Raw genomic sequence first — 25,356 nt, 5'->3', positions numbered from 1 at the left:
CAGCGCGCAACTGATCGACGCGGTCCTCCCAACGCCAGTAGAGCGGTCGCGCAACCGCAGGAGGATGAGAGGTAGGATAGAGGGCATGAATGAGCCTACCGGCAAATATTCGATCACCATGCCGCGTGACATCGCTGAAGCAGCTCGGTCCCGGAGTGGCCCTTCCGGCCTGTCCGCCTACGTCGCCGCCGCCGTCGCCCGCCAGATCGAGCGCGACAACCTCAGCGAACTTATCCAGGTCGCCGAGGCCGAGCACGGCCCCATCACCGACGACGAGGTCCAGGCACTACGCGATCAACTCCACCAGGCCCGGCAGAGACAGGCCAATGGTGGGGCGGCTGCGTGACCCGTTCTCCCGCTACTCCGGGCGGCACCCTTGTCCTCGACAGCGAGGGACTGGCCAAGGCCGTCCTGCGCGACCGTACGGTCACCGCATGGCTTGCTCTCGCCCGTGCCGACGACCTCCGCGTCATCACCTCCGCCGCCACCCTCGTCGAGGTGGTCCACCCGCGCGTCAATCGGCCAGCCCTGGAGTGGACGCTGTCCCGCCTTGTCGTCGAGCCGGTTACCGAGCCAATCGCTCGCCACGCCGCAGCGCTCTTGTCCGACGCCAGTCTGCACGGGCACAAGTACGCCATCGATGCCATGCTCAGCGCCACCGCCCTCGCTGCCCCAGGGCCTGTCACGGTCCTCACCTCCGACCCCGAGGACCTCGCCGCCCTGTGCGGCGTACGCGTCACTGTCATCAAGGTCTGAGGTTATGCTCTGGCCGGTGTCTCTGACAGGGTGATCACCCGCCCTAATGGCACGCAGAGATCAACAACCCAGGACAGCATCAACGCCCAGGTGCCAGAAAACCGGCCTACCTGGGCTTTCACACTTGGAGCGGGTGACGGGAATCGAACCCGCGCTGTCAGCTTGGGAACTGCACCGAGCACCGCACGTGAGGGCTTTGAGCTGGGCGGAAACCCGGTCGCAAGTGACCGTGGTTGGCCCCTGATTCCCGTGGCCAATTGCACGCTAATTGCACGACGACCACGCCACCTGGTGGCTGCCATGGCCACGGGCGCTGGATGAAGCGGTGAAGCGCCCAACCGAACGACGATGGCTCGGCCTCCTGAAGGCCGGGCGCCGCACGTGATCACTGAGTGAGGCTATGCCACCTTGACCGAGTGGGGTCCGACACTGATGGTGATGTCGAGATGGCCGCCCAACGCGACCGCATAGGCGCGAAGGGTCTCCAGCTCCATGGCCTCGATGTTGCCGTTCTCGATCTGAGAGATCCGGGATTGGGACACACCGAGAATTTGGGCGACCTCGGCTTGTGTCTTTCCGATGGCCTTGCGGAGCTCTCTGAGGTGGTGGCCGGCGACGTAGGCGTCGAGTTCAGCGCGAGCCTTGGCCTGACGTCCTGGATCCGTCAACTCGGGGTGACGGCGGTGCGCCTCGGCCTTGACATCCTGCCACCGGCGGGCGGTACTCATCGATCGGCCTCCTTGTCTTGCTCCGCTCGGTAATCGGAGTAGCGGGCTTCGGCTAGCGGTATGGCTTCGTCATACCACCGGGACCATTGTCCTGCTTTATCACCTGCGACCAAGAAGATCGCTGCCCTGTCGGGGTCGAAGACGAAGAGCATCCGGATCTCTGATCGCTTACGCGAGCCCGGCCGGAGTTCCTTCAAGTTCTTGAGGTTGCTGCGCTCAAGAGTGTGGGTCCCACCTCGGCGAGGCGGTCGATGGCCTGTTCGATCAGCGCCGCCGTGTCCAGGTCGGACTCACAGAGCTTCATGAACCACATCTCCACCGGTTCCAGGAGGATGATATCCCACGCCATGCAGCGAATATAACCCAGGGCTCATGCCATGTCTTCGGTTCGGGGCACCACCCATCCCGACGACCGTGGCGTCTGAATGAGGCGCCCCAGCGCATACGTGCGGCACGGGATTCCGCAGGCTACGACGGGTGTCATCCACCTGTGATCGCCGCCACTTCGTGTGCGCACAGAATCGGGACACGGCCTGCACTGGCGTGCGGCAGCCCAGACAAGACGGCGGATGCAACAGCAACCGCGCTCTGCGACGAGAAGCCGAGAGAAGAGGGTGGCACGCGGGGGGCCCGGGGGGTCGTCCCCCTGACCAGCACAAAAGCCCCGCCGAAGCCGACCCCGAAGGGGACGGCGAGCAGGGCTCGCCGAGAGTGGGTGACGGGAATCGAACCCGCGCTGTCAGCTTGGGAACCGGCTACTGATCATCCACCCTGAGATGGGGAAATGGAGGTGCAGGTCAAGGCGGGCCGGTTGACCGTGAGTGTCCGCGAGTGACCGCGGCTCCTCGGCTGTTCTGGCACGGATCTGGCACGCGGTCGGTCGCTGTGCTTACGTGTTCGGCGTGACTTCTGATTCGGATACAGACACGCCTCCCGGACCTGTTCCGGCGAAGACGGAGCCAGCGGCAGGGAAGGCGTCGTACATGACGCCGGCCCTTGCCTTGGGCGCGATCCCACTTCTGATCCTCAACTGGTTCGTTACTGCCGCAACCTTAGGGCGCGACTGCGCCGTGTACGAGGGCGGCAACATAACAGAATGCACTTTGGGGCTTTCCGAGGAAGAGGTATCCGCTGCGTCAGGACTGATCGCGCTGGTGATGCTCGCCATCCAGATAGTGCTGATCGTCTTGATGAGACGGCGCATCCGTTCCGGCCTGCAGTGAGGTTGCATGACCAGTGACGGGCCGTCCTCCGCCAGAGCCTCGATCATCGGTCTGGCGCGTGAGTAGGAACAGACTCAGAAAAGCCGAGGCCCAGGTCGGGATTCACATCCCGACCTGGGCTCACACACGTGGAGCGGGTGACGGGAATCGAACCCGCGCTGTCAGCTTGGGAAGCCTTTCAGGATCATGACATCTGAGCAGAGGAAACGCCGACCTGGGCATATGCCGGTCGAGTGACCGTGAGTCCCCCGACCCCCTGTTGATCGCCGTCCGAACGGGCACGCAGCGGGCACGGCCTGGCGGGCGCTGAGGGGGCAAGAAGATCTCGGCATGGGAACCGAGATCCATGGGTTCGTCGAGTGCCGCACGTGCTTCCGCCCGGTGTCACGGCACCTCCGTTTCTCATGCGGCGGTGATGGCCCGAAACTCCACCGGCACGGAGACGTCACCGTGCATCACCACATCGATCTCCAACGCCGCCGCCAACCGCACCATCAGTGGAATCGTCGGCATGTGCGCTCCACCCTCCAAGCGGGAGACTTGCGGCTGCGTCATGCCCGCCCGCTCGGCCAGCTCCGTCTGCGACAAGCCCAGCTCGATCCGGCGGCGGTAGACGGCCGCGCCGAGGTCCTGCCCCAGCCGTGCCTCCTCCACCATCGCGGCGTACTCGGGACTCACCTCCTCACCGGCAATTCGCTTGGCCTTGATCGTCTTCCACTTGTTATGCCCGGCCATCCCTTCAGCTCCTTCCCTCGTAGATCTGATGCGCGACGCCGTGCTCCGAGCCGCCGGCCATGCATTCGACCATTGCCTTGCGGGCGCGCTCCACATCGCGCGGCTGCCTGTCTCGCGTCTTGTAGAAGGCAGTCAGCAACACTGCCCGGCGATCCTCGGCCAGCCAGTAGGTGAGGCGCACCGAGTGGTGTGCGATATCAAAACGCAACTCCCACAACCCGTCACCTAAGTCGCGGGCATGACCGTACGGCATCCGGTCGCCGAACTGAGCGAGCCGTTCGACGGCGGCCTCGACAGCGGCGTGATCCCGGTCGGACAGAGTGTCCAACCAAGCCTCCACCGCTGGCTCCAGCTCGATGTCGTACAGCTCTTCACTCATGCAACACAGTGTATATGCCAAGCTTTGCATAGCCCGACTCGTGCAGGGCGCGACTGTGGGCAATCTGATGTTGCGATGGCTAGACTCAGAGGTCTAGATCAATTTGGCCGCCCCGCGACGAAGATCGTGGTACGGCCGAGTGGAATTCGGGATATACAAGATCAAAGCCCAGGGTCTCGCAAACCTTCCAACCTGGGCCTTCGCATGTGGAGCGGGTGACGGGAATCGAACCCGCGCTGTCAGCTTGGGAAGCTGATGTTCTGCCATTGAACTACACCCGCATCGGCCGAGGCCGCGACAACCACTGTAGCGGAAACCTGGCCGAGTTCAGCACCGTCCCGCCGAACTCCGATGACCTTCTCGCGGGTGGTCCGGTTCACGGGTCGGCGAGCCTGCCGGCCGGGTACGCGGTAGGTTCGTCCACGTGCTGCTCTCCGACCGTGACATCCTCGCCGAGATCGACTCCGGGCGGCTGGCGCTCGATCCGTTCGATCGGGAGATGCTCCAGCCGTCCAGCATCGACGTACGGCTCGACCGCTACTTCCGGGTCTTCGAGAACCACCGGTATCCGCACATCGACCCGGCGGTGGAGCAACCGGACCTGACCCGCATGGTGGAGCCCGAGGGGGACGAGCCGTTCATCCTGCATCCGGGGGAGTTCGTGCTGGCCTCGACGTACGAGGTGATCACGTTGCCCGCGGATCTGGCGTCGCGGTTGGAGGGGAAGAGTTCGCTGGGGCGGCTCGGGCTGCTCACGCATTCCACGGCGGGGTTCATCGATCCGGGGTTCAGCGGGCACGTCACGTTGGAGCTGTCGAACGTGGCCACGTTGCCGATCAAGCTGTGGCCGGGGATGAAGATCGGGCAGTTGTGTGTGTTCAAGCTCAGTTCGCCGGCCGAGCATCCGTACGGTTCGGCCAGGTATGGGTCCCGCTACCAGGGGCAGCGCGGTCCGACGCCGTCCCGGTCGTTCAAGGATTTCCACCGCACCGTAATCTGAGGGCGGAACGGGTGGCCCGGCTGCGGGCGGAATGGAGCCGAAACTACCCGTCAGCCTCGTGTCACGCGGCGTACGGAGGGTAGCCAGTAGGCGAAGGGGACACGAAGTTCGCATTTCTCCTGGTAACCCGTACTCTTTCCACGGACCATCCCCGCACATCTGGAGAACGACGTGCGCCTGCGTCTCACGCCACGTGAGGACAGCTACTACGACCTGTTCGCCGACTCGGCGAACAACCTGGTCACGGCATCCCGTCTGCTGGTCGAGATCATCAGTGACGGGTCGGACAGGGAAGCCCTGGCCGAGAAGATGCGCGCCTGCGAGCACGCCGGTGACGAACGCACCCACGCGATCATGAACCGGCTCAATGAGAGCTTCATCACGCCGTTCGACCGCGAGGACATCTACCGTCTCGCGTCCAACCTCGACGACGTGATGGACGCCATGGAGGCCGCCTCCGACCTCATCGTCCTGTACCAGCTCGACCACCTCCCCAAGGACGTCGTGCGGCAGGTCGAGGTGCTGGAGCGGGCCGCCGAGCTGACGGCCGAGGCGATGCCGCGGCTGCGGTCGATGAAGAACCTCAACGAGTACTGGATCGAGGTCAACCGTCTGGAGAACCAGGGCGACCAGGTCTACCGGCGGCTGCTGGCCAAGCTGTTCAGCGGTGAGTACGACGCGTTGACGGTCATGAAGATGAAGGAGGTCATCGACGCTCTCGAAGAGGCGGCCGACGCCTTCGAGCACGTGGCCAACACCGTCGAGTCGATCGCGGTCAAGGAAAGCTAGGCCCCGTGGACCTCACGCTCGCCCTCGTCATCGGCGTGGTCGTCGTGGCGCTCGTCTTCGACTACACCAACGGCTTCCACGACGCGGCGAACGCCATCGCCACCTCGGTCTCGACGCGTGCCCTCACCCCGAGAGCGGCGCTGTTCATGGCCGCGGCGATGAACTTCATCGGCGCCCACCTCGGCACCCAGGTCGCCCAGACCGTCGGAAAGGGGATCATCGACGCCCCGCAGGGCAGCCACGGCCTGGTCATCGTGGCGTCGGCGCTCATCGGCGCGATCGTCTGGAACATCATCACCTGGTACTTCGGGCTGCCGTCCTCATCCAGTCACGCGCTGATCGGCGGCCTGGTCGGCTCCGCGCTGGCGTCGTCCAGCCTCGTCCACTGGGACGGCGTGGTGGAGAAGGTCGTCATCCCCATGATCCTGTCGCCGCTGACGGGTTTCCTGCTGGGCGCCGGGATCATGATCGCAATCTACTGGATCTTCCGCAACGCGCAACCGGGCAAGACCAACCGCGGTTTCCGCTACGCGCAGACCGTCTCGGCCGCCGCCATGGCGCTCGGGCACGGCCTGCAGGACGCCCAGAAGACGATGGGTGTCATCTTCCTCGCCCTCGTGGTCGGCGGCTACGCCGGCGAGCAGGACCCGATCCCGCAGTGGGTCATCCTGGCCGCCGCGACGGCGATCTCGCTCGGCACGTACGCGGGCGGCTGGCGGATCATGCGGACGCTGGGCCGCCGGATCATCGCGCTCGACCCGCCGCAGGGGTTCGCCGCCGAGAGCGCGGCGGCGATCGTCCTGTACGGGGCGGCGATCGGGTTCGGCGCGCCCATCTCCACCACCCACACCATCACCAGCGCGATCATGGGCGTGGGCTCCACCAAGCGGCTCTCGGCGGTGCGGTGGGGCGTGGCGGGCAACATCGTCACGGCCTGGGTCCTGACGATCCCGGCCGCCGCCCTGGTGGCGGCGCTGTCCTACTTCGCCCTGCACTGGATGATCGAGAGCTAGGCTCCCGCGGGTGGGACGGCGGCGTACATCACGTCGACGTCCCACCGGCTGAAGCCCAGCGACTCGTACAGCCTGATGGCCGCCGTGTTGGCCTCGTCCACGTACAGCATCGCGTGTGCGAGGCCGCGCGAGCGCAGATGGTTCAGGCCGGCCAGGGTGAGCGCCCGGCCGAGGCCGTTGCCCTGCTGGGAGGGGTCGATCCCGACGACGTAAACCTCGCCGAGCGGTTCGTGTCCGTGCTCGGACGACCCGTGGATCTTCGTCCAGTGGAAGCCGACGATCCGTTCGCCGCGCACGGCGAGGAAGAACCCGGCCGGGTCGAACCACGGCTCGGTCTCGCGCCGGCGCAGGTCGTCGAGCGTCCAGGCGCCCTGCTCCGGGTGGTGGGCGAAGGCGGCGGCGTTCACCTTGAGCCACGCCTCCTCGTCCTGGCCGGGTGTGAACGCGCGCAGCCGCACCCCGTCGGGCAGCGTGCAGGGCGGCAGGGGCGCGAACAGCGACCGGCGCATCTGCCACAGCGAGCGCACCCGGCGCAGCCCTTGCGAGGCGGCCAGCGCGCCGGCGGCCTCGTGGTCGCCGTGGGCCCACAGCCGCAGCCTGCCGCCGGCCTGGTCGAGCATGGCGCGCAGCAGTCGCCCGCCGTGCCCGCGCCGCCGGAACGAGGGGTGCACGACGAGTTCGCCGCTGGGCCCCTCGACCTCGTCGGTGGGGTCCACGTGCGCGTAGCCGGCCAGGGACTCCCCGTCGCGGAGGAGGACGGAGCGGGCGCGCGGGTCGCCGCCGTAGCGCAGGTGGAGCATCACATGCTCGTTCAGCGGGCGGACGCCGTCGGCCTCCGTCGCCGCGTCGACGAGCTGCAGCACCTCGGCGATTTCCTGGTCATCGAGCCGTTGTTCGATCTTCACGTGCGCTGTCACAGCTCGAACTCTAGGCGTACGACTGGCAAATAACGCCATGGGGTCGGCGGACGAATCGTTACCTTTGCGACATTGGCTGCCAAGCTTGCCGCCGTAACGTCTTGGGCCATGACCTCTCGCTTCCTGCTCCGGCTCACGCTGACCGGAGTCGTCGCCACGGGCACGGCCTTACTCGCCGCGTTGCCGGCGGACGCCGGCAACGCGCCCAGGACGGTGCCCGTCCGCCTGCTCTCGCTCAACGACTTCCACGGTCACCTGGAGCCCCCGACCGGGTCCTCCGGGCGGATGGTCGACGAGCACGGCCAGACGGTCGACGCGGGCGGAGCCGCCTACGTGGCCGCCCACATGAAGGCCCACGCCGACCGCGACACCATCGCCGTCGCCCAGGGCGACCTCATCGGCGCCACCCCGCTGATCTCCGCCGCCTACCACGACGAACCGTCGGTCGAGTTCCTCGGCAAGATCGGACTCAAGGTGGCCGCGGTCGGCAACCACGAGTTCGACGAGGGTTACGACGAGCTGCGCCGCATCATGAAGGGCGGCTGCCACCCGGTCGACGGGTGCTCGCCCGCCGGCGAGTGGAAGGGCGCCCGCTTCGACTACGTCGGCGCGAACGTCCTGTTCAAGAACCGGAACGCGAAGACCGACGCGCTCGCCGCGCTGGGGAACCAGCCGGCGGTCACGAAGCTGATGTCCGACTGGGGCGTCCCCGCGCTGCCACCGGTCAGCGTCAAGTGGATGAACGGCGTGCCGATCGGCTTCATCGGCCTGGTCACCACCACCACCCCGAACATCGTCACGGCCGAGGGCATCAAGAACCTCACCTTCGCGGACGAGGTCAAGGCCGCGAACCTCGCCTCCAGGGTGCTGACGCTGGTGGGCGTGCGGGCCCAGGTCGTGCTGGTGCACGAGGGCGACCAGGTCACCGCGGGCCAGTCGCCCGACGCGTGCAGCGCCGTCCCCGGCGCGGGCAACCGGATCGCCACCCAGGTCGCCCCCGAGATCGACATGGTGCTCAGCGGCCACTCGCACCAGGCCTACCTGTGCACGGTCAAGGACCCGTCGGGCCGCGACCGCCTCTACTCGCAGGGCGGCTCGTTCGGCCGGGTCATCACGCAGGTGGACATGCAGGTGGACGTGCGGTCCCGCGACATCGTCCGCTCGTCGGTCGTGGCCGACAACCACGTCGTGACGCGGACCGTCACCCCGGATCCCGAGATCTCCGCCTTCGTGGACCTGTGGAAGGAGCGTGTCGCCGGGGTCGCCAACAAGCCGGTCGGCCGGATCACCGCCGACATCGTCAACACCGCCGCCCCCAGCGGGGAGACGCCGCTCGGCGACCTCATCGCCGACGCCCAGCTCGCCGCCACCAGGACCGGCGGCAACGCCCAGATCGCCCTGATGAACCCCGGCGGCGTCCGCGCCCCCCTCACCCACGCCGGCTCACCGGCGGGCGAGGGCGACGGCGTCGTCACCTACGGCGAGGCGTTCACCGTCCAGCCGTTCAACAACCTCATGCAGGTGGTCACCCTGACCGGCGCCCAGCTCAGGACGGTGCTGGAACAGCAGTTCACCGGAGGCCCCAACAACCAGGCGTTCACCAAGATCCTGCAGCCCTCGGCGAACCTGACCTACACCTACAGCCGCTCCGCCGCCTGGGGCTCCAAGGTCTTTGACATCCGGATCGACGGCACCCCCGTCACCGACACCCAGACGATCCGTGTCGCGGCCAACAACTTCCTGGTCGGCGGCGGTGACGCGTTCCTCGCCTTCCGGGACGGCACGGACATGTGGAGCGGGCCGCTGGACATCGACGCCTTCGTCGCCTACCTGGGCGAGCACAGCCCGGCCGCCCCGCCCGCCACGAACCGCATCACCGTGGTGGACTGACCGGATCCCGTCGTACGGCAGGGCCCGGCCGCCGAGCCTGGCCGGCCCCTGTCAGGTGGGTCTCACACGTGCGCCTGGTCGGCGCGGTCGGGGACGAAGCGGTAGCCGACGTTGCGGACCGTGCCGATCAGCGACTCGTACTCGGTGCCGAGCTTGGCGCGCAGCCGCCGCACGTGCACGTCCACGGTGCGCGTGCCGCCGAAGTAGTCGTAGCCCCACACCTCCTGCAGCAGCTGGGCGCGGGTGAAGACCCGCCCCGGGTGCTGCGCGAGGTACTTCAGCAGCTCGAACTCCTTGAACGTCAGGTCGAGCACCCGGCCGCGCAGCCGTGCCGTGTAGGTGGCCTCGTCGATCGACAGGTCGCCGCTGCGGATCTCGTCGGGCACGTCCTCCCCGGCGGCCTGCGACATGCGGCCGACGGCGATGCGCAGGCGCGCCTCCACCTCGGCCGGACCGGCGCTGTCGAGCAGCACGTCGTCCACACCCCATTCGGCGGTCATCGCGGCCAGCCCGCCCTCGGTGACGATCACCAGCAGGGGGCAGTCGACGCCCGTCGTGCGGATCAGCCGGCACAGGCTCTTGGCGTGCGCTAGCTCCTTGCGGGCGTCGACGAGCACGGCGTCGGCCGGTGGCGTGTCGATGAGCGCGGAGGCCTCCGCCGGGGAGACTCGGACCGAGTGGAGCAGCAGCCCCAGCGCCGGCAGCACCTCGGACGACGGCTCGAGGGCATTGGTCAGCAGGAGCAGGTTGCTCATTCGGCCTCCTCGAACACGCAAGGACCCGGGGGCTACATCGCCCAGGTCCTGTAGGCGAGGATATATCAAGGGAAAGCGCGTCCATGGGACGTCCGGCAGGTGAACAGCCGGTCACCTGCGACGACTGTGTTAACGATGTCGCACAACGGCGTGCGGCCGAGTTTGAAGGAGCCATGGCTACAGGAAAAGTCAGGTATTGGGCCGCGGCGAAGGAAGCGGCCGGCACGGCCGAGGAAACATTCGAGGCGGCCACGCTGGGCGAACTCATGACGAAAATCACACGTGATCGCGCCGAACTCGCGCGTGTCGTGAGCCGTTCCTCCTTTCTCGTCGACGGCACTCCGGTGGGCAGACGCCCGCATGACGAGGTGGTGCTCGGCGACGGTGTGACGGTCGAGGTGCTGCCGCCTTTCGCCGGCGGGTGATCGGCGGCTTCGCCGGGGAATGAGCCGTATCAGTCGATAAGCTCGTCAACCCGCCCGAGTCCAGGGAGCCCGATGCGCAAGCTGATCGTTTTCCTGTTCCTCCTGGTCGTCCTCCTGGTCGCCGTGGACCGCGTGGCGGTCGCGGGCGTGGAGCGCGACCTGGCCAACAGGATCGCGGCCGCCGCCGACCTGAACGGGAAGCCGACGGTGACGATCGAGGGCGTCCCGTTCCTGACTCAGGCCGTGTCGGGGCACTACGCGGAGGTCCGGTTCGACCTGGGCACCTTGACCTACGGGGGCGTGCCGGTGAAGAACCTCCGGGGCGCCGCCTACGACGTGACCGCGCCGCTGGCCGACGTCCTGCAGACCCGGGCCGACGTCAGAGCCGGGCGGCTGACCGTGCGCGGCACCCTGACCAGGGCGACGATCGACAGGTTCGCCCCCGACGGGGTCCGGATCAGCGGCAACGGCCGGCGGCTCGTCGCCTCCGGCGAGGTCAGGGTGGGGGCCAACCCGGTGAAGTTCGACGCCGAGCTGCGGGTGGACGTCGCCGACGGCGGCATCAGGCTCCAGGCGGAGCGGATCGAAGGGGTGCCCGACTCACTGGCGGGCCTGGTCAACTACACCATCCCGTTCAAGGGCGGACTGCCCTTCGACGTCAAGGTGACGGGGGTGAGGAACGTGGCCGACGGCCTGGAGTTCACGGCCGAAGCGACCGACGTGCCGTTCCGTGGATGACGGTGAACCACTCCGCCCCGCCGTACGTGATGAGGGTGTGAGTCCAGCAGGAACCGCCGACGAGGAGCTCGTGCGGACCCTTTTCGACGAGCACGCCGGGCCACTCTACGGGTACGTGCTGCGGCTGACCGGTGATTCCGGACGGGCGGAGGATGTGGTGCAGGAGACGCTGCTGAGGGCGTGGCGGCATCCCGAGGCGCTCGCCGACCGCCCCATCCGCGCCTGGCTGTTCACCGTGGCCCGCAACCTCGTCGTCGACCAGCACCGGGCGCGCAGGTCGCGCCCGCAGGAGACCGGCGACGAGGCGCTGGCCGTTGTCCCCGCCGACGACGAGCTGGAGCGGGCCGTCGAGTCGTGGGCGGTGGCCGAGGCGCTGGCCGCGCTGCGGCCGGAGCACCGCGAGGTGCTGTTGGAGGTCTACTACCGGGGGCGATCGGTGAAGGAGGCGGCGGCCACGCTCGGCATCCCGCCCGGCACGGTCAAGTCACGCACCTACTACGCGCTGCGGGCGCTCAAGCTCGCGCTGCAGGAGCGGGGACTGGCGCCATGACGACGTGCGAGGAGGTACGGCTCGCGCTGGGCGCCCACGCGCTGGGCGCGCTCGACCCGGACGAGGCGCTGGAGATCGACCTGCACCTGGCCACGTGCGAGGCGTGCGGGGCCGAGCTGCTGGAGCTGGAGGGGGTCTCGGCGTTCCTCGGCAAAGTGTCCGAGCACGACGTGGCGCTCGTGGCCGGGCCGCCTCCCCAGGTGCTCGACCGGCTGCTGAGCGAGGCGCGGGCCAAGAAGCGCAGAACGCGGCACGTCCTGCAGGCCGTGGCCGCCTCGGCGGCGGTGCTCGCCGTCGGGGGCACGATCTGGACGGCCGTCGGGGCGCCGGCGCGGCAGGAGAGTTCCACGGCCTCCGCTCCCCGGCCCGCCGCGACCAGCGCGCCGCAGGACACCCGCACGGACGCGTCGCGGGAAGCCGGCACGGGCGCGCCGGAGGAAGCCAACCCGCTCATCGCCTCGGACGCTCCCGACCGGCAGCTCAAGAGCGAGCCCCGGCCGAGTCCCAGCAAGTCGCCCACGCAGCAGAAGGCGGCCGGACGCACGTTCACGGGCGAGCGCGGCGACGGCCGGACCACGGTGCGGGCCACGGTGCGGGCCACGACGCCGGGCGCGCCTGGCGGCGCCGGGGCCGAGCTGTCGGTGCGGGTCTCGGGGGTTCCGGCCGGGACGGTGTGCCGGTTGGTCGTCGTCGGGCGGGACGGCGAGCGTGACGTCACCGAGAGCTGGACCGTCACGCGCCAGGGCTACGCCGACGCCAAGGGACCCGTGCTCGACACGTCGGTGCCGCTGTCCGCCGTCAGGCACTTCGACGTCGTGGACGCCTCCGACCGGCTGCTCGTCCGCGTCCCGGCGACCGGCCGCGACTGAGGCGCGCCCCCCGACGCCGCCCCGCACGGGAAGGAATCCGGGCCGGCCGCGGTTGCACCTGACGCGATGACGGGCGTGTGGGTGGTGCTGGCGACGCTGGCACTCGGAACGGTGATCGGGGTGGTACGACTGCGCCGCGACGGACGCATGCGCGAGCAGACGGGAGACCGTCTCACCGAGACGGTGCTCGGCGCGCCGCTGGGCGAGCGGGCCACGCTCGTGCAGTTCTCCACCGCCTTCTGCCAACCGTGCCGGGCCACCCGGCGCGTCCTGGCCGACGTCAGCACGCTCGTCCCCGGCGTCGCGCACGTCGAGATCGACGCCGAGTCGCGGCTGGACCTGGTGCGCGGGCTCGACATCACCCGCACCCCGACCGTCCTCGTGCTCGACGCGGCCGGGCGCGTCGTCAAGCGGGCCTCGGGACAGCCGCGCAAGGCGGAGGTCCTCGCCGCCCTCGCGGCCGCCGTCCCCGCCGCCGTCCCCGCCGCCGACGCGGCGCCCGACCAGGGGCCGTCTCACGATCCGTCTCATGCACCGTCTCACCAACCGGACGAGATGTGACAGATGGCGAGACGGCGAGTAGTGTCATCGCCATGAACCCATCGACAGAGCTGCTGACGAAGCGGCGCGCGGTTGATTTCTGCCGCGTGGCCACCGCGCTCTGTCGCGCTGCCTGAGGACGGTCTCGCGCGGACCTTCGATCCGCCCCAAACCCGACCCCTTCAGGAGCATCCCACGATGCGTGCCGACCCGAGAGCGCTGCGCTTCGCCGCGGCCGTCACCACCCTGGTCCTGGCCCTCGTCCTCGTGACGGGCAGCGCCTGGCTGCTGGCCGCCCAGGCCGTGGTGTTCGCGCTCGGACTGGCCGGCCGCTCACCGTACGTGATGCTCTTCAAGGCGCTCGTCACGAGCGCCCCGAAGGAGACCGAGGACGCCCGCCCGCCGCGCTTCGCGCAGGGAGTGGGGCTCGTCTTCGCGGTCGCGGGGCTGGCCGGACTCCTCGCCGGGATCACGCTGCCGGCTCTCGTGGCCACGGCCGGGGCTCTCCTCGCCGCCTTCCTCAACGCAGCCTTCGGATTCTGCCTTGGCTGCGAAACGTACCTGCTTCTTCGCCGTCTACTGCCCGCCGCCAAATTGGAGGTTCACCAATGAGCCGCTCCGCCGCCCTGGTGGATGCCGACTGGGTCGAGGCCAACCTCGACACGCCCGGTGTCGTTCTCGTCGAGGTCGACGAGGACACCAGCGCCTACGACAAGGGCCACATCCGTGGCGCCGTGAAGATCGACTGGAGGCAGGACCTCCAGGACCCGGTGCGCCGCGACTTCGTGGACAAGACCGGTTTCGAGACGCTGCTGTCCGAGCGCGGCATCTCCAACGACGACACCGTCGTGCTCTACGGCGGCAACAACAACTGGTTCGCCGCCTACGCCTACTGGTACTTCAAGCTCTACGGCCACGACAACGTGAAGCTGCTCGACGGCGGCCGCAAGAAGTGGGAGCTCGACTCGCGCGAGCTCGTCAAGGACGTGGCCGAGCGCCCGAAGACGCAGTACGTCGCCCAGGAGCAGGACGTCGCGATCCGCGCCTTCCGCGACGAGGTCGTGCAGGCCATCGGCAAGCTCAACCTGGTGGACGTCCGCTCGCCCGACGAGTTCACCGGCAAGCTGCTCGCCCCCGCCCACGTCCCGCAGGAGGCGGCGCAGCGCGGCGGCCACGTGCCGACCGCCCGCAACATCCCGTGGTCCAAGGCGGCCAACGACGACGGCACCTTCAAGACCGACGACGACCTGCGCGCCCTCTACGGCGCCGCCGGCGTCGACTTCGGCAAGGACACCATCGCCTACTGCCGCATCGGCGAGCGTTCGGCGCACACGTGGTTCGTGCTGCACGAGCTGCTCGACCAGGCGAACGTGAAGAACTATGACGGTTCGTGGACCGAGTACGGCTCGCTCGTGGGCGTGCCGATCGAGCTGGGGGAGGCCCGCTGATGACCGCTCAGGGATGCGCAGCGCCGGAGCAGACGATCACGCTGCCGGCCGGGATCGACCTGTCCAACCAGGCGGTCATCCAGGGTGTGGTGACCGGGGCCGACACGGCCTACGCCCGCCTGCTCGACCACTCCGGGGAGTTCACGGGCGAGGTCGTGGTGTCCGACGAGGGCATCTTCCGTTTCTTCGCCGCTCCCGGTGACTGGACCGTCCGCATCATCGCGGGCGGCGGCGTCACCAAGGACGTCCAGGTCGAGGCCAAGCTGGGCGAGGTGTCCCAGCTCGCGGTCGCCGTCTGACGGCACCGCCACAGGCACGTGACGGGCCCGCGCCGGCGACGGCGCGGGCCTTCCGCGTCGCCGGGCAGGATCCGGAAGGGCAGAGGTGCAACCGGACCCGCTCCGGCGGTGTTACCCAGGACGTGAGTGAGATCGACTGTCTCGACCCGGTGCGCAAGGCACTGCTCGACGACCTCGATGAGGGGTTCGCCGAGCTGTACGGCGCGCACCGCGGCGTGGTGTTCTCGGCCGCGCTGCGGTTGAGCGGCCGCTGGGCGGACGCCGAAGACCTGACGGCCGAGACGTTCCTGCGCGCCTACCGCGCGGTGGCCGGCTACGACGCCGGCCGCATCGCCGCGCTGCGGCCCCGGGCGTGGCTGCTGACGATCCTCATGAACATCTGGCGCAACTGCGCGCGGGCCAAGGCGCGCAAGCCGCCGCCCGACCTGCGCGACGAGCCCGTCGACACCCCCGATCCGCGCGAGGGCGTCGAGGATACGGCCGCACGCCACGAGACCGGCGACGAACTGGCCGGGATGCTCGCCCTGCTGCCTGACGAGCAGCGGGCGGCCGTGGTGCTCAGGCACGTCGTCGACCTGCCGGTCAGCGAGATCGCCGAGGTGCTGAAGTTGCCCCAGGGCACGGTCAAGTCGCACGTTTCGCGCGGGCTGAAGCGGCTGCGCTCGCTAGGAGGTGCCCGATGACCCACGATCCGCTGCTCGCCGGACTCGCCGCCCTGGCCGCCGACGCGCCCGACGGGCTGCTCGACCGCATCGCGGCCCGCTGGGTGCGGGTCGCCGGACCGATCGGCGAGGTGTTCGTCGCCTTCACCGACGAGGGAGTCGCCTACGTCCGCGCGGCCGACGACCTCACCCACGCCGAGCCGGACGATGGTGCGAGGCGGCGGTTCGCGGCGGGCTTCAGGCGGCGTTCCGGCCGCCCGCTGCTGGCCGCCGCCCGGCCGCCCGCCGGGCTGCTGCCCGCCCTGCGCACCGGTCGCCTCGCGGGCCTCCGTCTTGACCTGCGCGGCACCACCGACTTCCAGCGGGAGGTGCTGGACGCCGTCCGGGGCATCCCGCGCGGCGAGGTCCGGCCGTACTCGTGGGTCGCCGCCCGCGTCGGCCGGCCTGGCGCGGTGCGCGCGGTGGGGTCGGCGCTGGCCGGCAACCCCGTGCCGCTGCTCGTGCCATGCCATCGGGTGACGCGCGCCGACGGGCAGGCGGGGGAGTACGTCTTCGGCGCGGCGGCCAAGGAACGGCTGCTGCGCGCCGAGGGCGTGGACCTGGACCGGCTGCGGCGGCTGGCCGGGGAGCGGGTGTTCTACCTGGCCAGCGACACGACCGGGGTGGTGTGCCTGCCCACCTGCCACAACGCGCGACGGATCACGCCGGCGCACCGGCACGGCTTCCGCACCCTCGCCGAGGCCGGCGAGGCCGGGTACCGCCCCTGCCGCACCTGCCGTCCCACCGGCCTGGCGGCGTAGGGCGGGCCGGGGTAGGGCCGGTCAGCGCGGGGCGGGCCGGCGCGGGGAGTCAGTGCGGGGCGGGCCGGCGCAGCAGCAGGCAGGCGTGGACGTCGTCGGGGCCGAGCGTCCGGTAGCAGTGCGGCACGTCCGCGCCCCACCAGACGTGATCGCCGGGGCCGGCCGTCAGCGGCGCGTCCACCGGCCCGGCGGTCAGCCGCCCGCTGAAGACCGTGACGTGCTCGCTGACCCCTCTCGGGTGGCCGGGCGCGGTCCGGCCGGGGCCGGGCGGCACACGCAGCCGGTAGAGCTCGTAGGTGACCGTCTCGTCCTCGAACGACTGGAGCAGCACCATCTCCACCGCCGAGCCGCGGACGCGGGGTGCCTGCGCGGGCGCATCGAGGATCGCCCCGATGGGCACGCCGAGCTGGGCCGTGACGGCCCACAGCGTCTCCAGGCCCGGCTCGCCCGCGCCGGCCTCCACTCCGGCCAGCACGGCCTCCCCGATGCCGGCCCGCCGGGCGAGCTCGGCCAGTGACACCCCATGCGACTGGCGCAGCCGCCGCAGCCGCTCACCGACCGCGCGCAGGTCGGCGCCGAGTGCCGGCCGTGGTTCCATGCCGCCATCGTCGCGCAACCGACGGCCGGTGTGTGCGTCAGGCGCACCTTTGTCACCGCGGGGAAAAGGCTTCGTGGCCCGCCGGGAACGTCTCCCGAAAAATTGTTTTCCAGGGCCCCACAAAGAGGTGTCGTGCCTGGTAAGAGGCGCTATGTGAATACGATGTTCGCGTTTGCCGTCCGATATCGGGCCGCCGATGATGGGGCGATGCGCATTTTGCTGACCGGAGCAACCGGAAATGTCGGCCGGATCGTCGTCGAGCGGCTCGTGCGGGCCGGAGCCGACGTGCGGGCCGTCACCCGCGACCCGCGCCGGGCGGGCTTCGACGGGCCCGTGGAGACCGTCCAGGGCGACCTGCACGACCCGTCGAGCCTGCGGCGGGCCCTCGAAGGCGTCGAGCGGATGTACCTCTTCCCCGTGGCCGCCACCGCCAAGGAGGTCGTCGCACTGGCCAAGGAAGCAGGCGTGCGCCGGGTCGTGGTGCTGTCGTCGGGCGCCGTGACCGGCGGCTACGACACGGACTTCCACCTGCCTGTGGAACGGGCCGTGGAGGAGTCGGGGATGGAGTGGACCCACGTGCGGCCCGGCGAGTTCATGCTCAACCGGCTGTGGATCTGGGGACCGTCCATCCGGGCCGGGCGGGTCGTCCGCGACCTCGGCCCTGATCAGGCCTCGTGCCCCGTCCACGAGGCGGACATCGCCGACGTGGCCGCCGCGGCGCTCCTGGAGGACGGCCACGCCGGCGCCGCCTACGACCTCAACGGACCCGAGACGATCAGCCGCCGTGACCAGGTGAACGCCATCGCCGAGGCCATCGGGGAGGACATCCGCTTCGAGGCCGTGACGCCCGCCGAGGCGAGGAAGCTGTATCTCGCGCAGGGCGGCTTCGCGGCGGACAACGCCGACTTCCTCACCGGGTTCGCCGACTACTCGGGGGAGGAGGCCGACCCGGCGGCGCTGGAGGACCTCGACCTCGCCGCGTACGGCCCGCTGCCGACCGCGGAGGCGGTCACCGGCAGGCCCGCGCGCACGTTCGCCGAGTGGGCCCGCGACCACGCCGCCGACTTCACCCGCCGCGACCCCTGAGCAGCGGGACATGCCGGGTGAGACCGGTGTGACACCAGGCCCTGGCCTGACACCGCTAACACCAGCCCTTGGTCACGGAGCAGTGCCAGAGCGCCTAACGGTGGCCTTTGGCCACGTCGTGGTGCTGCGCGAGCTGCGTCGCGGACGGCAGCGGCACATCCCACCCGAAGTCGCCGACCCAGGACTGCGCGGCCAAATCAGTCCTATTGATGGTCGGTCTCCCGACTCTCGCGAGCGGCTACGAAGGTTCCTCGGCCCCGGATCGCGATGACCAACCCCTCCTGGCGGAGGATGGCGATGGCTTTCCTGACGGTGTCGCGCCCCAATTCGTGCTCATGCATCAGCCGCTGCTCGGTCGGAATAGGCCGATTGGGCGGGAGCGTACCGTTCACGATCTGGGTCCGCAGCAGCTCAGCGAGCTGACGATAGAGCGGCGTGGGCCCTTCATGGTCGATCGTCATGGCAATGGACCGTAAATGTCCGTCTCTGTGGTCCGTCAGTCGCCCCTGTCTGCAAACAGGGGCAGACGTTTGCGTACCTTTCCGCTACGCTGCATGCAAGCCCTCACGGAGCCGACTACGCCCAGCGACGCTCCACCGGGCGAGCCCTCAGCCGGACGATGGAGGTACCGCCCATGGCCACCCCAACCGCAGACCTGAGATTCGAGTTGCTGGCAGCGAGGATCCGGCCATTGCTCGAAGAGCAGGGATACCGGCTTCCACCAGGCGGTGATCACATTCGTGAACTCGTCCTGGCTCGTGTCGACATCGCGCTCAAGAACCTCGTGGAGATCTTCGAGGGAAGGACGTGGTGACGCGGCATGGAGGGGGAGATCTCCGACTTTCACGGGCCGCACGTGGGGCCGCTTCTCCCGGGCCACCGTGTGCTGGCTTGGTACGAGCCGACGCAGCGGGTGTCGCGCATCCGTGTGGTCTCGTGGACGTGCGCATGCCTGCCGACGACGTACGAACTATGCGGCGCCGCCGGCCAAGGCTTCGTCCGTCGAACCGACCACGACAAGGGGAGCGTCCACGAAACCGCGTGGACGTTGACCGCGACCGCCAGGCGCACCTTCGAGCAGATCTTGCGTGGTGGGGCCCGATGAAAGCGACATGGCCGGTTCGGGCGACATTCAGGATTTCGTTCGAGCCGGGTGACCAACGTCACCGTGACGCGCTAGCCCTGTGGTGGGCCGCCAGGCGTGCAATTGAACATCTCGGCGAACCTTCGCTGAGCTATTCGCATGAGCTGGATGAGGTCGTGGTCCTGGTCTCGGGCAGGATTTCGTTTGACGGTGAGGGCGATGAGCGAGTTGTTGGGTCCGCAACGGAACCAGGCTTCCACCGTCCGGTAAGGATTGAGCCTGATGTCGAAGTCGGCGATCAATCCCTCGCCCAGTTCCTTCGGGAGTTCGGCCGGGTTGCTCTTCTGTGCCCATTCAAGGTATTGCTCGATCGTCCTCCGGGCACCCGAAACGTCGTAACTTGTGATGAAGAGGCTCTGCTGCTCGTTCGAGATAACGCAGCTATCCCCGATGGCGCTGCGCTTGTTGTCGCCGGCATCGTAGGGGCCCGTATAACCCGTCAGATCAGCAACCGCTGCTTGAGGGATGAAGTAGCAGAGGTAAGGGGGGCGGTCGGCAACGGAACTCCGTATGGGCGAGGGATCGGGGGTCGGAGCAGTCGTGGGCTTGTCTGGCGTGCATGCTGCAATCATCGTGACCGCGGCGGTCGCGCAGATCCATCCTCCGAACCTACTCATTTCTGGGCGCAGTCTTGAGGTTGTCATGGAATTCCTTGGCCCCCGCTGCGGCACTTTGTTGTGCTTCCTTGAAATCGCTCGGTACCGTGGTGTTCTCAGCTATCCAGCGCATGAAGCTTTCGTACTCGTCTCTGTTCATGGTGCGCGGATCCTTCACCCGCGGTGGGTGGTCGCCTGTCAGGAAATCCTGCTTATCGAGACTGGTGTGCCGATAGGTTTCGTGGACCACAGCGGACGATGCGAGCATCTGTTTCACCAACTCCTGAGCGGCCAGGTCGTTCGACGCGGCATCGCTGAATGCCTTGGCCGCCTTTCCGCCGGCGTGGCCGGTCTGCTTGACGAGCCAGTCCCCGGCCTTCGTGTAACCGCCCCTCACGAAGTTCTCGTAGATGCTGCTGGCCGCTTCGAGTCCCGCCTTGCCGACCTGGCCGGCGAACGGAACGGGAACAAGGCCGATCCCTTCCTGGACCAGTTTCCGCAACCCCTCGTCCGCCGCGTCCGTCTCCTTGCCCCGGCCGACGAGAGCCATCCGGCGTGCCTCCATCAGGTGCCCGAGCGCTGTGGAGTTGAGTGCGATCACGTTGTTCAGCAGCTTCTCGTTGCCGGTAGCCAGCCCTTGGTCGATCTTGCCGCGCATGTCCGCGATCTCCCCGCGAAGCAAGGCCTGGTAAGCCTGGTCGTCGACAGCAATCTCAAGCATGACGAGGTCGAGGTCGGTCGGGTTGAAGCGAGCAGTGTTCTTCCCGTCCACGTTTCCGGTGAGCTCGCCGTCCTCCGCTCGCGGCTGGTTCCAGAAGTAGGAGAACGCGACGTCGTCGGAGTGTTCGGCGAGGATGCGGCCCATGCTTTCGCGGATGCCGGAGAGCCGATCGAGTTCGGAGGGGTTCTTGAACTCGACCTGCCCGGCGTCGTTGAACGACACGTGCGGCTTCACCTCGTCGGCGAGGAGTTGCGTGGCCATGACCGCCAGCCGCTTGGAGTCGGCGTCGGCGCCCTTCATGGCGGCCTCCATGGCCTGGCCCAGCGACTCGCCGCGATCGCCCATCGCCCACTGCGGTCGCCGGTCCTTCATCAGGTACGTCAGCAGATCGCGGCTGTCGAGCAGTGCCTGGGCGCGCTGTGGCGAGGTGCCGGCGACGGTCATCAGCGCGGCGATCGGGTCGGCGGTGCCGATGGCGTCGGAGCCCTGGAACGGTCGCGTGTCGATGGGCGCGGGCAGGTTGTAGACGTCGGTGTCCTTCGGCAGGAACCGCACGCGATGCTGCTTCAGGTAGTCGCGGTCCCAGCGGATCATGTCCTGGCCGATGGTCTGCATGAACCACTCGCTGTACGCCTCCTTCGGCGCGGCTGCGAGGATCTGACCGAGCGACCAGTATCCGGCGTTCGTCAGCCCGCCCATGTCCGGAGCCGGGATCTCCGCGCGTCCTTGCCGTTTCAGCTCCTCCAGGAACGTCCGGCCGAGACGGGCGTTGTCGGCCGGGTCGGTGGCCGTGGCGAGTGCCTTGCTCAGCATGGACAGGACGTCGCGATTGTGCCGCCGGACGGCCGCCGCCGCATCGTCGTCGGCGTCGAGCGACTTGCGTACCCGTGTCCCCATGGCGGCGGGGATCGCGAGCAGGCCTTGTGGGCCGAGTCGCTCGATGAGGGCGGTGGCGAACTGCGGGTCGGACAGTCGTTCCGTAAAGGCGGCGAGCTTGTCCAGCGCGTCGGCGTCCCCGCGGGCGGCGGCCGTCAACAGCGGGGCCGCTTGCGCCGCCTCGGCACGGACCGTGGCCGGGATGAGTCTGGTCTCGTCGATCCGCGTCATCCCGGTCGGGACGACCGCGCCGGGCAACGGGTTGCCAAAGACGTCCACGTCAACCTTGTCGGCCTCGTACGCCAGGTCGCGCCGCCGGTAGAGGTCGGGGGCCTGGTCGGTCAACCACTGCCCTATCCGGTCGATCGCCGCCACTCCGGGGTGGGTGAGCTGAACCTCGTTCAGAATCGCCCGGAGCTGCGCCGCGCATTCGGTCAGGCTTTTTCCCGCATTCTGCACGCCGTATCCGAGCTGGTGCATTTCTCCGGCGTTGATCGAGGAGAAAGTCATTCGTCTCGTGGCCCCATCGTGGTGAGGTGCGAGATGGTCTCGTGGAGGTGGTCGATGACTCCACGCAGCCCGCGCCACAGCTCGGCGCGCTGGTGCGTCAGGTCGCCGGCGAACCTGTCGGCGGTCGGCCCCGTCCACGTCCGACCGCTCGCCATCTGCAGCAGCGGCCGGTCCAGGGAATGCCAGTGCTGGTCCGACAACTCCTGGGCGCGGCGCAGCGCGTCCACCAACTCGGCACGAGTAGCCATGCTGACCTCCCACCGAAGTTGTACGCCGTCCGCACCCAGACAGTCTCACTTTCGTTCCGATCCACTTTGCCATGCCGCCATTCCTCCGTCATGCCGCCGGACGAAATCGGTATTTTCACCAGTCGGGCACCATTCATCGGGAATTTTCCATTTTGCGATCTTGATGATGCTCCCGTGAGGCAGGTTCGACGGTGAGTGCGGGGAGCGGTCGCAGGTGGTGGGCGGCGGCCGACAAGGTCGTGACCGGTCCCCGTGATTCGGGATGACAGTGGTTCGCAAGTGGGTCGCGGTGAAGTATGGGGGTCTCGACGGGTTAAGGCGGGTATCGGTGCACCGAAGCGTGAAATGTCCTGATTGTGGGGCGTTGTTGGCCAGCGCGGGGACCGGGGCTCCGGAGCCGGTGGCCAGGTGCCCGAGGTGCGCGTTGCCCCTGCGGGGACCCGCCGCGCAGGAGCTCTGGCAGGTGGACCAGGCCCTCGCCGGGCTGAGGGATCAGCAGGCGCGGCTGCATGCCCGCCGCACGGAACTGCTCGGCGTCCTGCGCGCCGGCGCGACGACTCGGATGGCGGCAGGCACGGCCGCGGCTGGTCCGGGACCTGCGGGTGCGGGCGCGATGGGTCAGGGGCCCGCGGGTGCGCTGCCGCCGTACCCGGCGATGGCGGCCGGAGCCACGGGGCCCGGCGCCCCGACGCGGGAGGTCTCCACCGGCGCCGCGAGGAACGTCCTGCTCATCCTCGGTGGCCTGCTGCTGACGGTGGCAGCGGTGACGTTCACCGTGGTGAGCTGGGGACTGCTGGGCATCGGCGGGCGCGCTGCCGTGCTGGCCGTCGTCACCGTACTGGTCATGCTGGCACCGGTCGTGCTGATCCGGCGCATGCTCACCGCGTCGGCCGAGACCATGGCCGGGTTCGCGGTCGCGCTGCTGCTGCTGGACGGCTACGCGGCCAGGCGGGTGGGACTGCTCGGGGTCGACGCCCTCGACGCGTTGCACTACACGGCCGGGATGCTCGGGCTCACCGCCCTCGTCCTGGCGGCCTATGCGCGGGTGACCCGGCTTCGCGGACCCGCTCCGGTCGCCGTGGTGCTGGCGCAGCCGGTCCTGCCCCTGCTGACCGGCGACTGGTCGGCGACCTGGCTGGTGGCCATGCTGGTGGCCACGGCGGCGCTGGACGTCGCCCTGGTCCGCCATGGCCGGGGAGCGGTGCGGGTGACGTCCGCCCTGGCGGGCAGCGGGGTCGCGACGCTCGCCCTGCTGGGCGGCGCGGTGCACGCGCTCGGGTCCCAGTCCGTCGGTGAGGCCCTGGTCAGATCGGCGCCGCTGGTCGCGCTGGCTCTGCTCGGCGGGTTCGTGACGTGGCTGCTGGCCCGTCCGGGCAAGGCCGAGGGGCAGATCTGGGCCGCCGCCGTCACCGTCGGAACCGCGCTCACCCTGATCGCCGTGCCGGCCGCGCTGACGCAGCCCGCGCTGAACGGCGCCGGCACGGACTGGCGTCCGCTGGCGTACCTCGTCCCCGCGCTCGCCGTCGGGCTCGCGGCCACCTGGCTGCCCTGGCGGAAGGTACAGCTGGCGGGCATGGCCACCGGGGGGCTGGTGGCGCTGCTGACCACGCTGACGCTGCTGCCCCGGCTCGTGGTCACGCTGGTGGCGCCGCTCGCCTGGCTGGACATGCTCTGGACGGGCACGTGGCACGGGCGGATGTGGCAGCCGTTCGAGCTGGTCTCGCCGGCGGACGTGGTGGCGCTGGGCGCGGTGGCAGCCGGCCTCCTGGCGGCGGCCGCGCGTGGCACCGGCGGGCGGCCGACGAAGACGGCGGCTGCCAGCGGCGCCGGCGCACGGCCGATGAAGGCGGCGGCGTCCGGTGCGCTGGCGTCGCGGGCGCTGGTGTCCGGGGCGCTGGTGTGCGGGGCCCTCATGGTCGCGGTGGCCCCACAAGCCTTCGGGATGCCCTATCCGGCCGCGGTGGCGGTGCAGGCGGTGCTGGCCGTCACGCTCGCGGTGGCCGCCGCACTGGGCCGGGCGCCCTGGTGGGCGACGGCATGCGCGCTCGTCGCCGGTCCGTTCTCGGTACGGGCGGCGGCGTACGCGTTCGGCAGCGAACCCGCGACGCTGACAGTGCTGCCGATCCTGGCGTCGGCCGCGGCCGCCATGGCGCTGCTGGCCAGGATGAAAGGGCTCCGTATCTGGGGACTGGGCTTCGCCGCGCTGTTCCTCGGGCTGGAGGCCGTGGCGGTGGGGTTCTCCCTGGGCCTGCGCGTCCTGGTCGCGGCGAGCCTGGGATTCGCCGTGGCCGGGGTGCTGGTGCTGCTCACGTCGCTGTGGGCCGATCCGGCCGGCCGAGGCGGCGCGAACGGCCTCAGGTACGCCGGCGCGACGCTGCTGTTGCTGGCCTCGTGGCTGCGGCTGGCGGTGGACGAGGTCACCGTCGTGGAGGCGTACACGGCGCCGTGCTCGCTGGTCCTGCTGGGCTCCGGCTGGTGGCGACGGCGGCGCGGCGCGCCGCTCTCGTCCTGGGCGGCCTACGGCGCCGGCCTGTCCTTCACGATGCTGCCCAGCCTGGTGGCGGTGTACGCGGACACGGAATGGCGGCGGTCGCTGGCGCTCGGCCTGCTGGCGCTGGCGGTGCTGCTCGCCGGGGCCCGGCTCCGGCTCCAGGCCCCCACCGTGATGGGAGCCGTCGCGGTCGCCGGGGTCGCGGTGCGGGAACTGGCCCCGTACGTGTCCGAGCTGCTCCTCACGGTGCCGAACTGGGTGCCGATCGCGCTGGGTGGGCTGCTGCTCGTGGTGGTCGGGGCGACGTACGAGGCCCGCATGCGGGACCTGCGCCGGTTGCGTGACACGCTGACGGCGATGGGCTGACGTTCCGCCGCCGGAAGACGACCAGCCACAGTCGCTCTGAAGACATGGGGAGCCCCACGGCGCCTTCGCGGAGGTCCGGGAAGGGCTCGACCCCTGGGAGGGGCCCGTCTAAGACGTCGTCTCATTTGGCGAGTCGGCGGTAGCAAATGAGCGCTGCGGCGATGGCGACGAAGGACGCGAAGTGGTCGGCGCGGCGCTCGTAGC

At 69.4% G+C, this 25,356-nt stretch carries 31 protein-coding genes, 1 tRNA gene and 1 pseudogene; 20 read left to right on the top strand and 13 right to left on the bottom strand.

What is annotated here, in order from left to right; genetic code table 11:
* Nucleotides 1-85 precede the first annotated feature (85 nt).
* Together ACGF0J_RS27240 and ACGF0J_RS27235 are read left to right on the top strand one after the other, a co-directional pair.
* Nucleotides 86-346 carry a CopG family transcriptional regulator gene (locus ACGF0J_RS27240; protein ID WP_393150025.1) on the top strand — a complete coding sequence of 87 codons (261 nt, stop codon included), beginning with the start codon at nt 86-88 and terminating at the stop codon, nt 344-346.
* The gene (locus ACGF0J_RS27235; protein WP_393150023.1) at nt 343-756 is read left to right on the top strand and encodes a type II toxin-antitoxin system VapC family toxin; all 414 of its coding nucleotides are present in this window, start codon (nt 343-345) and stop codon (nt 754-756) included. Before ACGF0J_RS27240 ends, ACGF0J_RS27235 begins: the two co-directional genes overlap by 4 nt.
* Before the next feature lie 398 nt (nt 757-1,154).
* On the opposite strand, the gene ACGF0J_RS27230 is transcribed toward ACGF0J_RS27235, so the two are convergent.
* From ACGF0J_RS27230 to ACGF0J_RS27220, 3 genes are read right to left on the bottom strand one after another with little or no spacing between them, the layout of a single operon-like run.
* Complete coding sequence (locus tag ACGF0J_RS27230) at nt 1,155-1,484, bottom strand: helix-turn-helix domain-containing protein (protein ID WP_393150021.1); 330 nt, start codon at nt 1,482-1,484, stop codon at nt 1,155-1,157.
* Nucleotides 1,481-1,681 (bottom strand): type II toxin-antitoxin system RelE/ParE family toxin, encoded by a 201-nt coding sequence (locus ACGF0J_RS27225; RefSeq protein ID WP_393150019.1) that lies wholly within the window; start codon nt 1,679-1,681, stop codon nt 1,481-1,483. The genes ACGF0J_RS27230 and ACGF0J_RS27225 overlap by 4 nt, the downstream gene beginning before the upstream one ends.
* Nucleotides 1,678-1,833, bottom strand: coding sequence for a hypothetical protein (locus tag ACGF0J_RS27220; RefSeq protein WP_393150017.1), 156 nt, complete (start codon nt 1,831-1,833; stop codon nt 1,678-1,680). Before ACGF0J_RS27220 ends, ACGF0J_RS27225 begins: the two co-directional genes overlap by 4 nt.
* Nucleotides 1,834-2,467: 634 nt before the next feature.
* Between ACGF0J_RS27220 and ACGF0J_RS27215 the strand changes: the two genes are divergently transcribed.
* On the top strand, nt 2,468-2,707 hold the full coding sequence (locus ACGF0J_RS27215; protein WP_393150015.1) for a hypothetical protein: 240 nt from the start codon (nt 2,468-2,470) through the stop codon (nt 2,705-2,707).
* Between the two features lie 402 nt (nt 2,708-3,109).
* Here ACGF0J_RS27215 and ACGF0J_RS27210 read toward each other — a convergent pair whose 3' ends face one another.
* From ACGF0J_RS27210 to ACGF0J_RS27200, 3 genes are all read right to left on the bottom strand, one after another.
* Nucleotides 3,110-3,442, bottom strand: a complete 333-nt coding sequence (locus ACGF0J_RS27210) for a helix-turn-helix domain-containing protein (protein ID WP_393150013.1) — start codon at nt 3,440-3,442, stop codon at nt 3,110-3,112.
* Between the two features lie 4 nt (nt 3,443-3,446).
* Nucleotides 3,447-3,821 carry a type II toxin-antitoxin system RelE/ParE family toxin gene (locus ACGF0J_RS27205; protein WP_393150011.1) on the bottom strand — a complete coding sequence of 125 codons (375 nt, stop codon included), beginning with the start codon at nt 3,819-3,821 and terminating at the stop codon, nt 3,447-3,449.
* Nucleotides 3,822-4,028: 207 nt separating this feature from the next.
* Nucleotides 4,029-4,102, bottom strand: a tRNA-Gly gene (locus ACGF0J_RS27200).
* A gap of 143 nt (nt 4,103-4,245) precedes the next feature.
* On the opposite strand from ACGF0J_RS27200, the gene dcd reads away from it, so the two are divergent.
* From dcd to ACGF0J_RS27185, 3 genes are all read left to right on the top strand, one after another.
* The gene (gene dcd, locus ACGF0J_RS27195) at nt 4,246-4,821 is read left to right on the top strand and encodes a dCTP deaminase (RefSeq protein ID WP_393150009.1); all 576 of its coding nucleotides are present in this window, start codon (nt 4,246-4,248) and stop codon (nt 4,819-4,821) included.
* A gap of 171 nt (nt 4,822-4,992) precedes the next feature.
* Nucleotides 4,993-5,610 carry a DUF47 domain-containing protein gene (locus ACGF0J_RS27190; RefSeq protein WP_101785785.1) on the top strand — a complete coding sequence of 206 codons (618 nt, stop codon included), beginning with the start codon at nt 4,993-4,995 and terminating at the stop codon, nt 5,608-5,610.
* A 5-nt stretch (nt 5,611-5,615) separates the two neighbouring features.
* Entirely contained in the window at nt 5,616-6,623 is a 1,008-nt protein-coding gene (locus ACGF0J_RS27185; RefSeq protein ID WP_393150007.1) for an anion permease, read from the top strand.
* On the opposite strand, the gene mshD is transcribed toward ACGF0J_RS27185, so the two are convergent.
* Complete coding sequence (gene mshD / locus ACGF0J_RS27180; RefSeq protein WP_393150005.1) at nt 6,620-7,540, bottom strand: mycothiol synthase; 921 nt, start codon at nt 7,538-7,540, stop codon at nt 6,620-6,622. The genes ACGF0J_RS27185 and mshD overlap by 4 nt on opposite strands.
* A gap of 108 nt (nt 7,541-7,648) precedes the next feature.
* On the opposite strand from mshD, the gene ACGF0J_RS27175 reads away from it, so the two are divergent.
* A complete protein-coding gene (locus ACGF0J_RS27175; protein WP_393150003.1) occupies nt 7,649-9,430 on the top strand; it encodes a bifunctional metallophosphatase/5'-nucleotidase in 1,782 nt (593 codons plus the stop codon).
* Nucleotides 9,431-9,492: 62 nt separating this feature from the next.
* On the opposite strand, the gene ACGF0J_RS27170 is transcribed toward ACGF0J_RS27175, so the two are convergent.
* A complete protein-coding gene (locus ACGF0J_RS27170; RefSeq protein WP_393150001.1) occupies nt 9,493-10,185 on the bottom strand; it encodes a winged-helix domain-containing protein in 693 nt (230 codons plus the stop codon).
* A gap of 173 nt (nt 10,186-10,358) precedes the next feature.
* Between ACGF0J_RS27170 and ACGF0J_RS27165 the strand changes: the two genes are divergently transcribed.
* The 10 genes and pseudogenes from ACGF0J_RS27165 (at nt 10,359) to ACGF0J_RS27120 (ending at nt 16,516) form a co-directional block, all read left to right on the top strand.
* Nucleotides 10,359-10,610, top strand: coding sequence for a MoaD/ThiS family protein (locus ACGF0J_RS27165; RefSeq protein ID WP_393150516.1), 252 nt, complete (start codon nt 10,359-10,361; stop codon nt 10,608-10,610).
* 72 nt (nt 10,611-10,682) lie between these two features.
* Entirely contained in the window at nt 10,683-11,348 is a 666-nt protein-coding gene (locus ACGF0J_RS27160; RefSeq protein ID WP_393149999.1) for a DUF2993 domain-containing protein, read from the top strand.
* 37 nt (nt 11,349-11,385) lie between these two features.
* A complete protein-coding gene (locus tag ACGF0J_RS27155; protein WP_185088056.1) occupies nt 11,386-11,898 on the top strand; it encodes a sigma-70 family RNA polymerase sigma factor in 513 nt (170 codons plus the stop codon).
* Nucleotides 11,895-12,767 (top strand): anti-sigma factor family protein, encoded by an 873-nt coding sequence (locus tag ACGF0J_RS27150; protein ID WP_393149997.1) that lies wholly within the window; start codon nt 11,895-11,897, stop codon nt 12,765-12,767. The genes ACGF0J_RS27155 and ACGF0J_RS27150 overlap by 4 nt, the downstream gene beginning before the upstream one ends.
* Nucleotides 12,768-12,914: 147 nt before the next feature.
* Nucleotides 12,915-13,235: pseudogene (locus tag ACGF0J_RS27145) on the top strand (thioredoxin family protein); the annotation flags it as partial.
* 270 nt (nt 13,236-13,505) lie between these two features.
* On the top strand, nt 13,506-13,919 hold the full coding sequence (locus ACGF0J_RS27140; protein WP_393149995.1) for a DUF4395 domain-containing protein: 414 nt from the start codon (nt 13,506-13,508) through the stop codon (nt 13,917-13,919).
* On the top strand, nt 13,916-14,755 hold the full coding sequence (locus ACGF0J_RS27135) for a sulfurtransferase (RefSeq protein WP_393149993.1): 840 nt from the start codon (nt 13,916-13,918) through the stop codon (nt 14,753-14,755). The genes ACGF0J_RS27140 and ACGF0J_RS27135 overlap by 4 nt, the downstream gene beginning before the upstream one ends.
* Complete coding sequence (locus ACGF0J_RS27130; protein WP_393149991.1) at nt 14,755-15,054, top strand: DUF1416 domain-containing protein; 300 nt, start codon at nt 14,755-14,757, stop codon at nt 15,052-15,054. Before ACGF0J_RS27135 ends, ACGF0J_RS27130 begins: the two co-directional genes overlap by 1 nt.
* Before the next feature lie 122 nt (nt 15,055-15,176).
* Nucleotides 15,177-15,737 carry an RNA polymerase sigma factor gene (locus tag ACGF0J_RS27125; protein ID WP_393149989.1) on the top strand — a complete coding sequence of 187 codons (561 nt, stop codon included), beginning with the start codon at nt 15,177-15,179 and terminating at the stop codon, nt 15,735-15,737.
* Entirely contained in the window at nt 15,734-16,516 is a 783-nt protein-coding gene (locus tag ACGF0J_RS27120; RefSeq protein WP_393149987.1) for a methylated-DNA--[protein]-cysteine S-methyltransferase, read from the top strand. Before ACGF0J_RS27125 ends, ACGF0J_RS27120 begins: the two co-directional genes overlap by 4 nt.
* 49 nt (nt 16,517-16,565) lie before the next feature.
* Here the strand turns inward: ACGF0J_RS27120 and ACGF0J_RS27115 are convergent, their stop codons facing one another.
* Entirely contained in the window at nt 16,566-17,114 is a 549-nt protein-coding gene (locus ACGF0J_RS27115) for a helix-turn-helix domain-containing protein (protein WP_393149985.1), read from the bottom strand.
* Nucleotides 17,115-17,321: 207 nt separating this feature from the next.
* Here ACGF0J_RS27115 and ACGF0J_RS27110 point away from each other — a divergent pair, with 207 nt between their 5' ends.
* The gene (locus ACGF0J_RS27110; RefSeq protein ID WP_393149983.1) at nt 17,322-18,200 is read left to right on the top strand and encodes an NAD(P)H-binding protein; all 879 of its coding nucleotides are present in this window, start codon (nt 17,322-17,324) and stop codon (nt 18,198-18,200) included.
* 203 nt (nt 18,201-18,403) lie between these two features.
* Here the strand turns inward: ACGF0J_RS27110 and ACGF0J_RS27105 are convergent, their stop codons facing one another.
* Nucleotides 18,404-18,661, bottom strand: coding sequence for a GntR family transcriptional regulator (locus ACGF0J_RS27105; protein ID WP_393149981.1), 258 nt, complete (start codon nt 18,659-18,661; stop codon nt 18,404-18,406).
* A gap of 173 nt (nt 18,662-18,834) precedes the next feature.
* On the opposite strand from ACGF0J_RS27105, the gene ACGF0J_RS27100 reads away from it, so the two are divergent.
* Complete coding sequence (locus tag ACGF0J_RS27100; RefSeq protein WP_393149979.1) at nt 18,835-19,014, top strand: hypothetical protein; 180 nt, start codon at nt 18,835-18,837, stop codon at nt 19,012-19,014.
* 362 nt (nt 19,015-19,376) lie between these two features.
* Here ACGF0J_RS27100 and ACGF0J_RS27095 read toward each other — a convergent pair whose 3' ends face one another.
* Genes ACGF0J_RS27095 through ACGF0J_RS27085 form a run of 3 tightly spaced genes read right to left on the bottom strand, consistent with a single transcriptional unit; the run spans nt 19,377 to nt 22,295 of the window.
* Nucleotides 19,377-19,961, bottom strand: coding sequence for a hypothetical protein (locus tag ACGF0J_RS27095; protein WP_393149977.1), 585 nt, complete (start codon nt 19,959-19,961; stop codon nt 19,377-19,379).
* Complete coding sequence (locus ACGF0J_RS27090; protein ID WP_393149975.1) at nt 19,954-22,047, bottom strand: hypothetical protein; 2,094 nt, start codon at nt 22,045-22,047, stop codon at nt 19,954-19,956. The genes ACGF0J_RS27095 and ACGF0J_RS27090 overlap by 8 nt, the downstream gene beginning before the upstream one ends.
* The gene (locus ACGF0J_RS27085) at nt 22,044-22,295 is read right to left on the bottom strand and encodes a hypothetical protein (protein WP_393149973.1); all 252 of its coding nucleotides are present in this window, start codon (nt 22,293-22,295) and stop codon (nt 22,044-22,046) included. Before ACGF0J_RS27085 ends, ACGF0J_RS27090 begins: the two co-directional genes overlap by 4 nt.
* A 424-nt stretch (nt 22,296-22,719) precedes the next feature.
* Between ACGF0J_RS27085 and ACGF0J_RS27080 the strand changes: the two genes are divergently transcribed.
* Nucleotides 22,720-25,152, top strand: coding sequence for an SCO7613 C-terminal domain-containing membrane protein (locus ACGF0J_RS27080; protein WP_393149971.1), 2,433 nt, complete (start codon nt 22,720-22,722; stop codon nt 25,150-25,152).
* Nucleotides 25,153-25,356 lie beyond the last annotated feature (204 nt).

Source organism: Nonomuraea sp. NPDC047897 (assembly GCF_043204415.1).
Lineage (GTDB): Bacteria > Actinomycetota > Actinomycetes > Streptosporangiales > Streptosporangiaceae > Nonomuraea.
The sequence above is the reverse complement of the archived record's forward strand: the minus strand, read 5'-3'. Positions and strand labels throughout refer to the sequence as shown.

Bases quoted from the DNA above. Each gene is read 5' to 3' on its own strand.
- ACGF0J_RS27110 (WP_393149983.1), top strand. From the start codon at position 17,322: ATGCGCATTTTGCTGACCGGAGCAACCGGAAATGTCGGCCGGATCGTC.
- ACGF0J_RS27140 (WP_393149995.1), top strand. From the start codon at position 13,506: ATGCGTGCCGACCCGAGAGCGCTGCGCTTCGCCGCGGCCGTCACCACC.
- ACGF0J_RS27165 (WP_393150516.1), top strand. From the start codon at position 10,359: ATGGCTACAGGAAAAGTCAGGTATTGGGCCGCGGCGAAGGAAGCGGCC.
- ACGF0J_RS27215 (WP_393150015.1), top strand. From the start codon at position 2,468: ATGACGCCGGCCCTTGCCTTGGGCGCGATCCCACTTCTGATCCTCAAC.
- ACGF0J_RS27095 (WP_393149977.1), bottom strand. From the start codon at position 19,961: ATGAGTAGGTTCGGAGGATGGATCTGCGCGACCGCCGCGGTCACGATG.
- ACGF0J_RS27105 (WP_393149981.1), bottom strand. From the start codon at position 18,661: ATGACGATCGACCATGAAGGGCCCACGCCGCTCTATCGTCAGCTCGCT.
- ACGF0J_RS27120 (WP_393149987.1), top strand. From the start codon at position 15,734: ATGACCCACGATCCGCTGCTCGCCGGACTCGCCGCCCTGGCCGCCGAC.
- ACGF0J_RS27130 (WP_393149991.1), top strand. From the start codon at position 14,755: ATGACCGCTCAGGGATGCGCAGCGCCGGAGCAGACGATCACGCTGCCG.
- ACGF0J_RS27100 (WP_393149979.1), top strand. From the start codon at position 18,835: ATGGCCACCCCAACCGCAGACCTGAGATTCGAGTTGCTGGCAGCGAGG.
- ACGF0J_RS27170 (WP_393150001.1), bottom strand. From the start codon at position 10,185: ATGAGCAACCTGCTCCTGCTGACCAATGCCCTCGAGCCGTCGTCCGAG.
- ACGF0J_RS27220 (WP_393150017.1), bottom strand. From the start codon at position 1,833: ATGGCGTGGGATATCATCCTCCTGGAACCGGTGGAGATGTGGTTCATG.
- ACGF0J_RS27205 (WP_393150011.1), bottom strand. From the start codon at position 3,821: ATGAGTGAAGAGCTGTACGACATCGAGCTGGAGCCAGCGGTGGAGGCT.
- ACGF0J_RS27085 (WP_393149973.1), bottom strand. From the start codon at position 22,295: ATGGCTACTCGTGCCGAGTTGGTGGACGCGCTGCGCCGCGCCCAGGAG.
- ACGF0J_RS27150 (WP_393149997.1), top strand. From the start codon at position 11,895: ATGACGACGTGCGAGGAGGTACGGCTCGCGCTGGGCGCCCACGCGCTG.
- ACGF0J_RS27160 (WP_393149999.1), top strand. From the start codon at position 10,683: ATGCGCAAGCTGATCGTTTTCCTGTTCCTCCTGGTCGTCCTCCTGGTC.
- ACGF0J_RS27230 (WP_393150021.1), bottom strand. From the start codon at position 1,484: ATGAGTACCGCCCGCCGGTGGCAGGATGTCAAGGCCGAGGCGCACCGC.
- ACGF0J_RS27115 (WP_393149985.1), bottom strand. From the start codon at position 17,114: ATGGAACCACGGCCGGCACTCGGCGCCGACCTGCGCGCGGTCGGTGAG.
- ACGF0J_RS27240 (WP_393150025.1), top strand. From the start codon at position 86: ATGAATGAGCCTACCGGCAAATATTCGATCACCATGCCGCGTGACATC.
- ACGF0J_RS27175 (WP_393150003.1), top strand. From the start codon at position 7,649: ATGACCTCTCGCTTCCTGCTCCGGCTCACGCTGACCGGAGTCGTCGCC.
- ACGF0J_RS27210 (WP_393150013.1), bottom strand. From the start codon at position 3,442: ATGGCCGGGCATAACAAGTGGAAGACGATCAAGGCCAAGCGAATTGCC.
- ACGF0J_RS27090 (WP_393149975.1), bottom strand. From the start codon at position 22,047: ATGACTTTCTCCTCGATCAACGCCGGAGAAATGCACCAGCTCGGATAC.
- ACGF0J_RS27135 (WP_393149993.1), top strand. From the start codon at position 13,916: ATGAGCCGCTCCGCCGCCCTGGTGGATGCCGACTGGGTCGAGGCCAAC.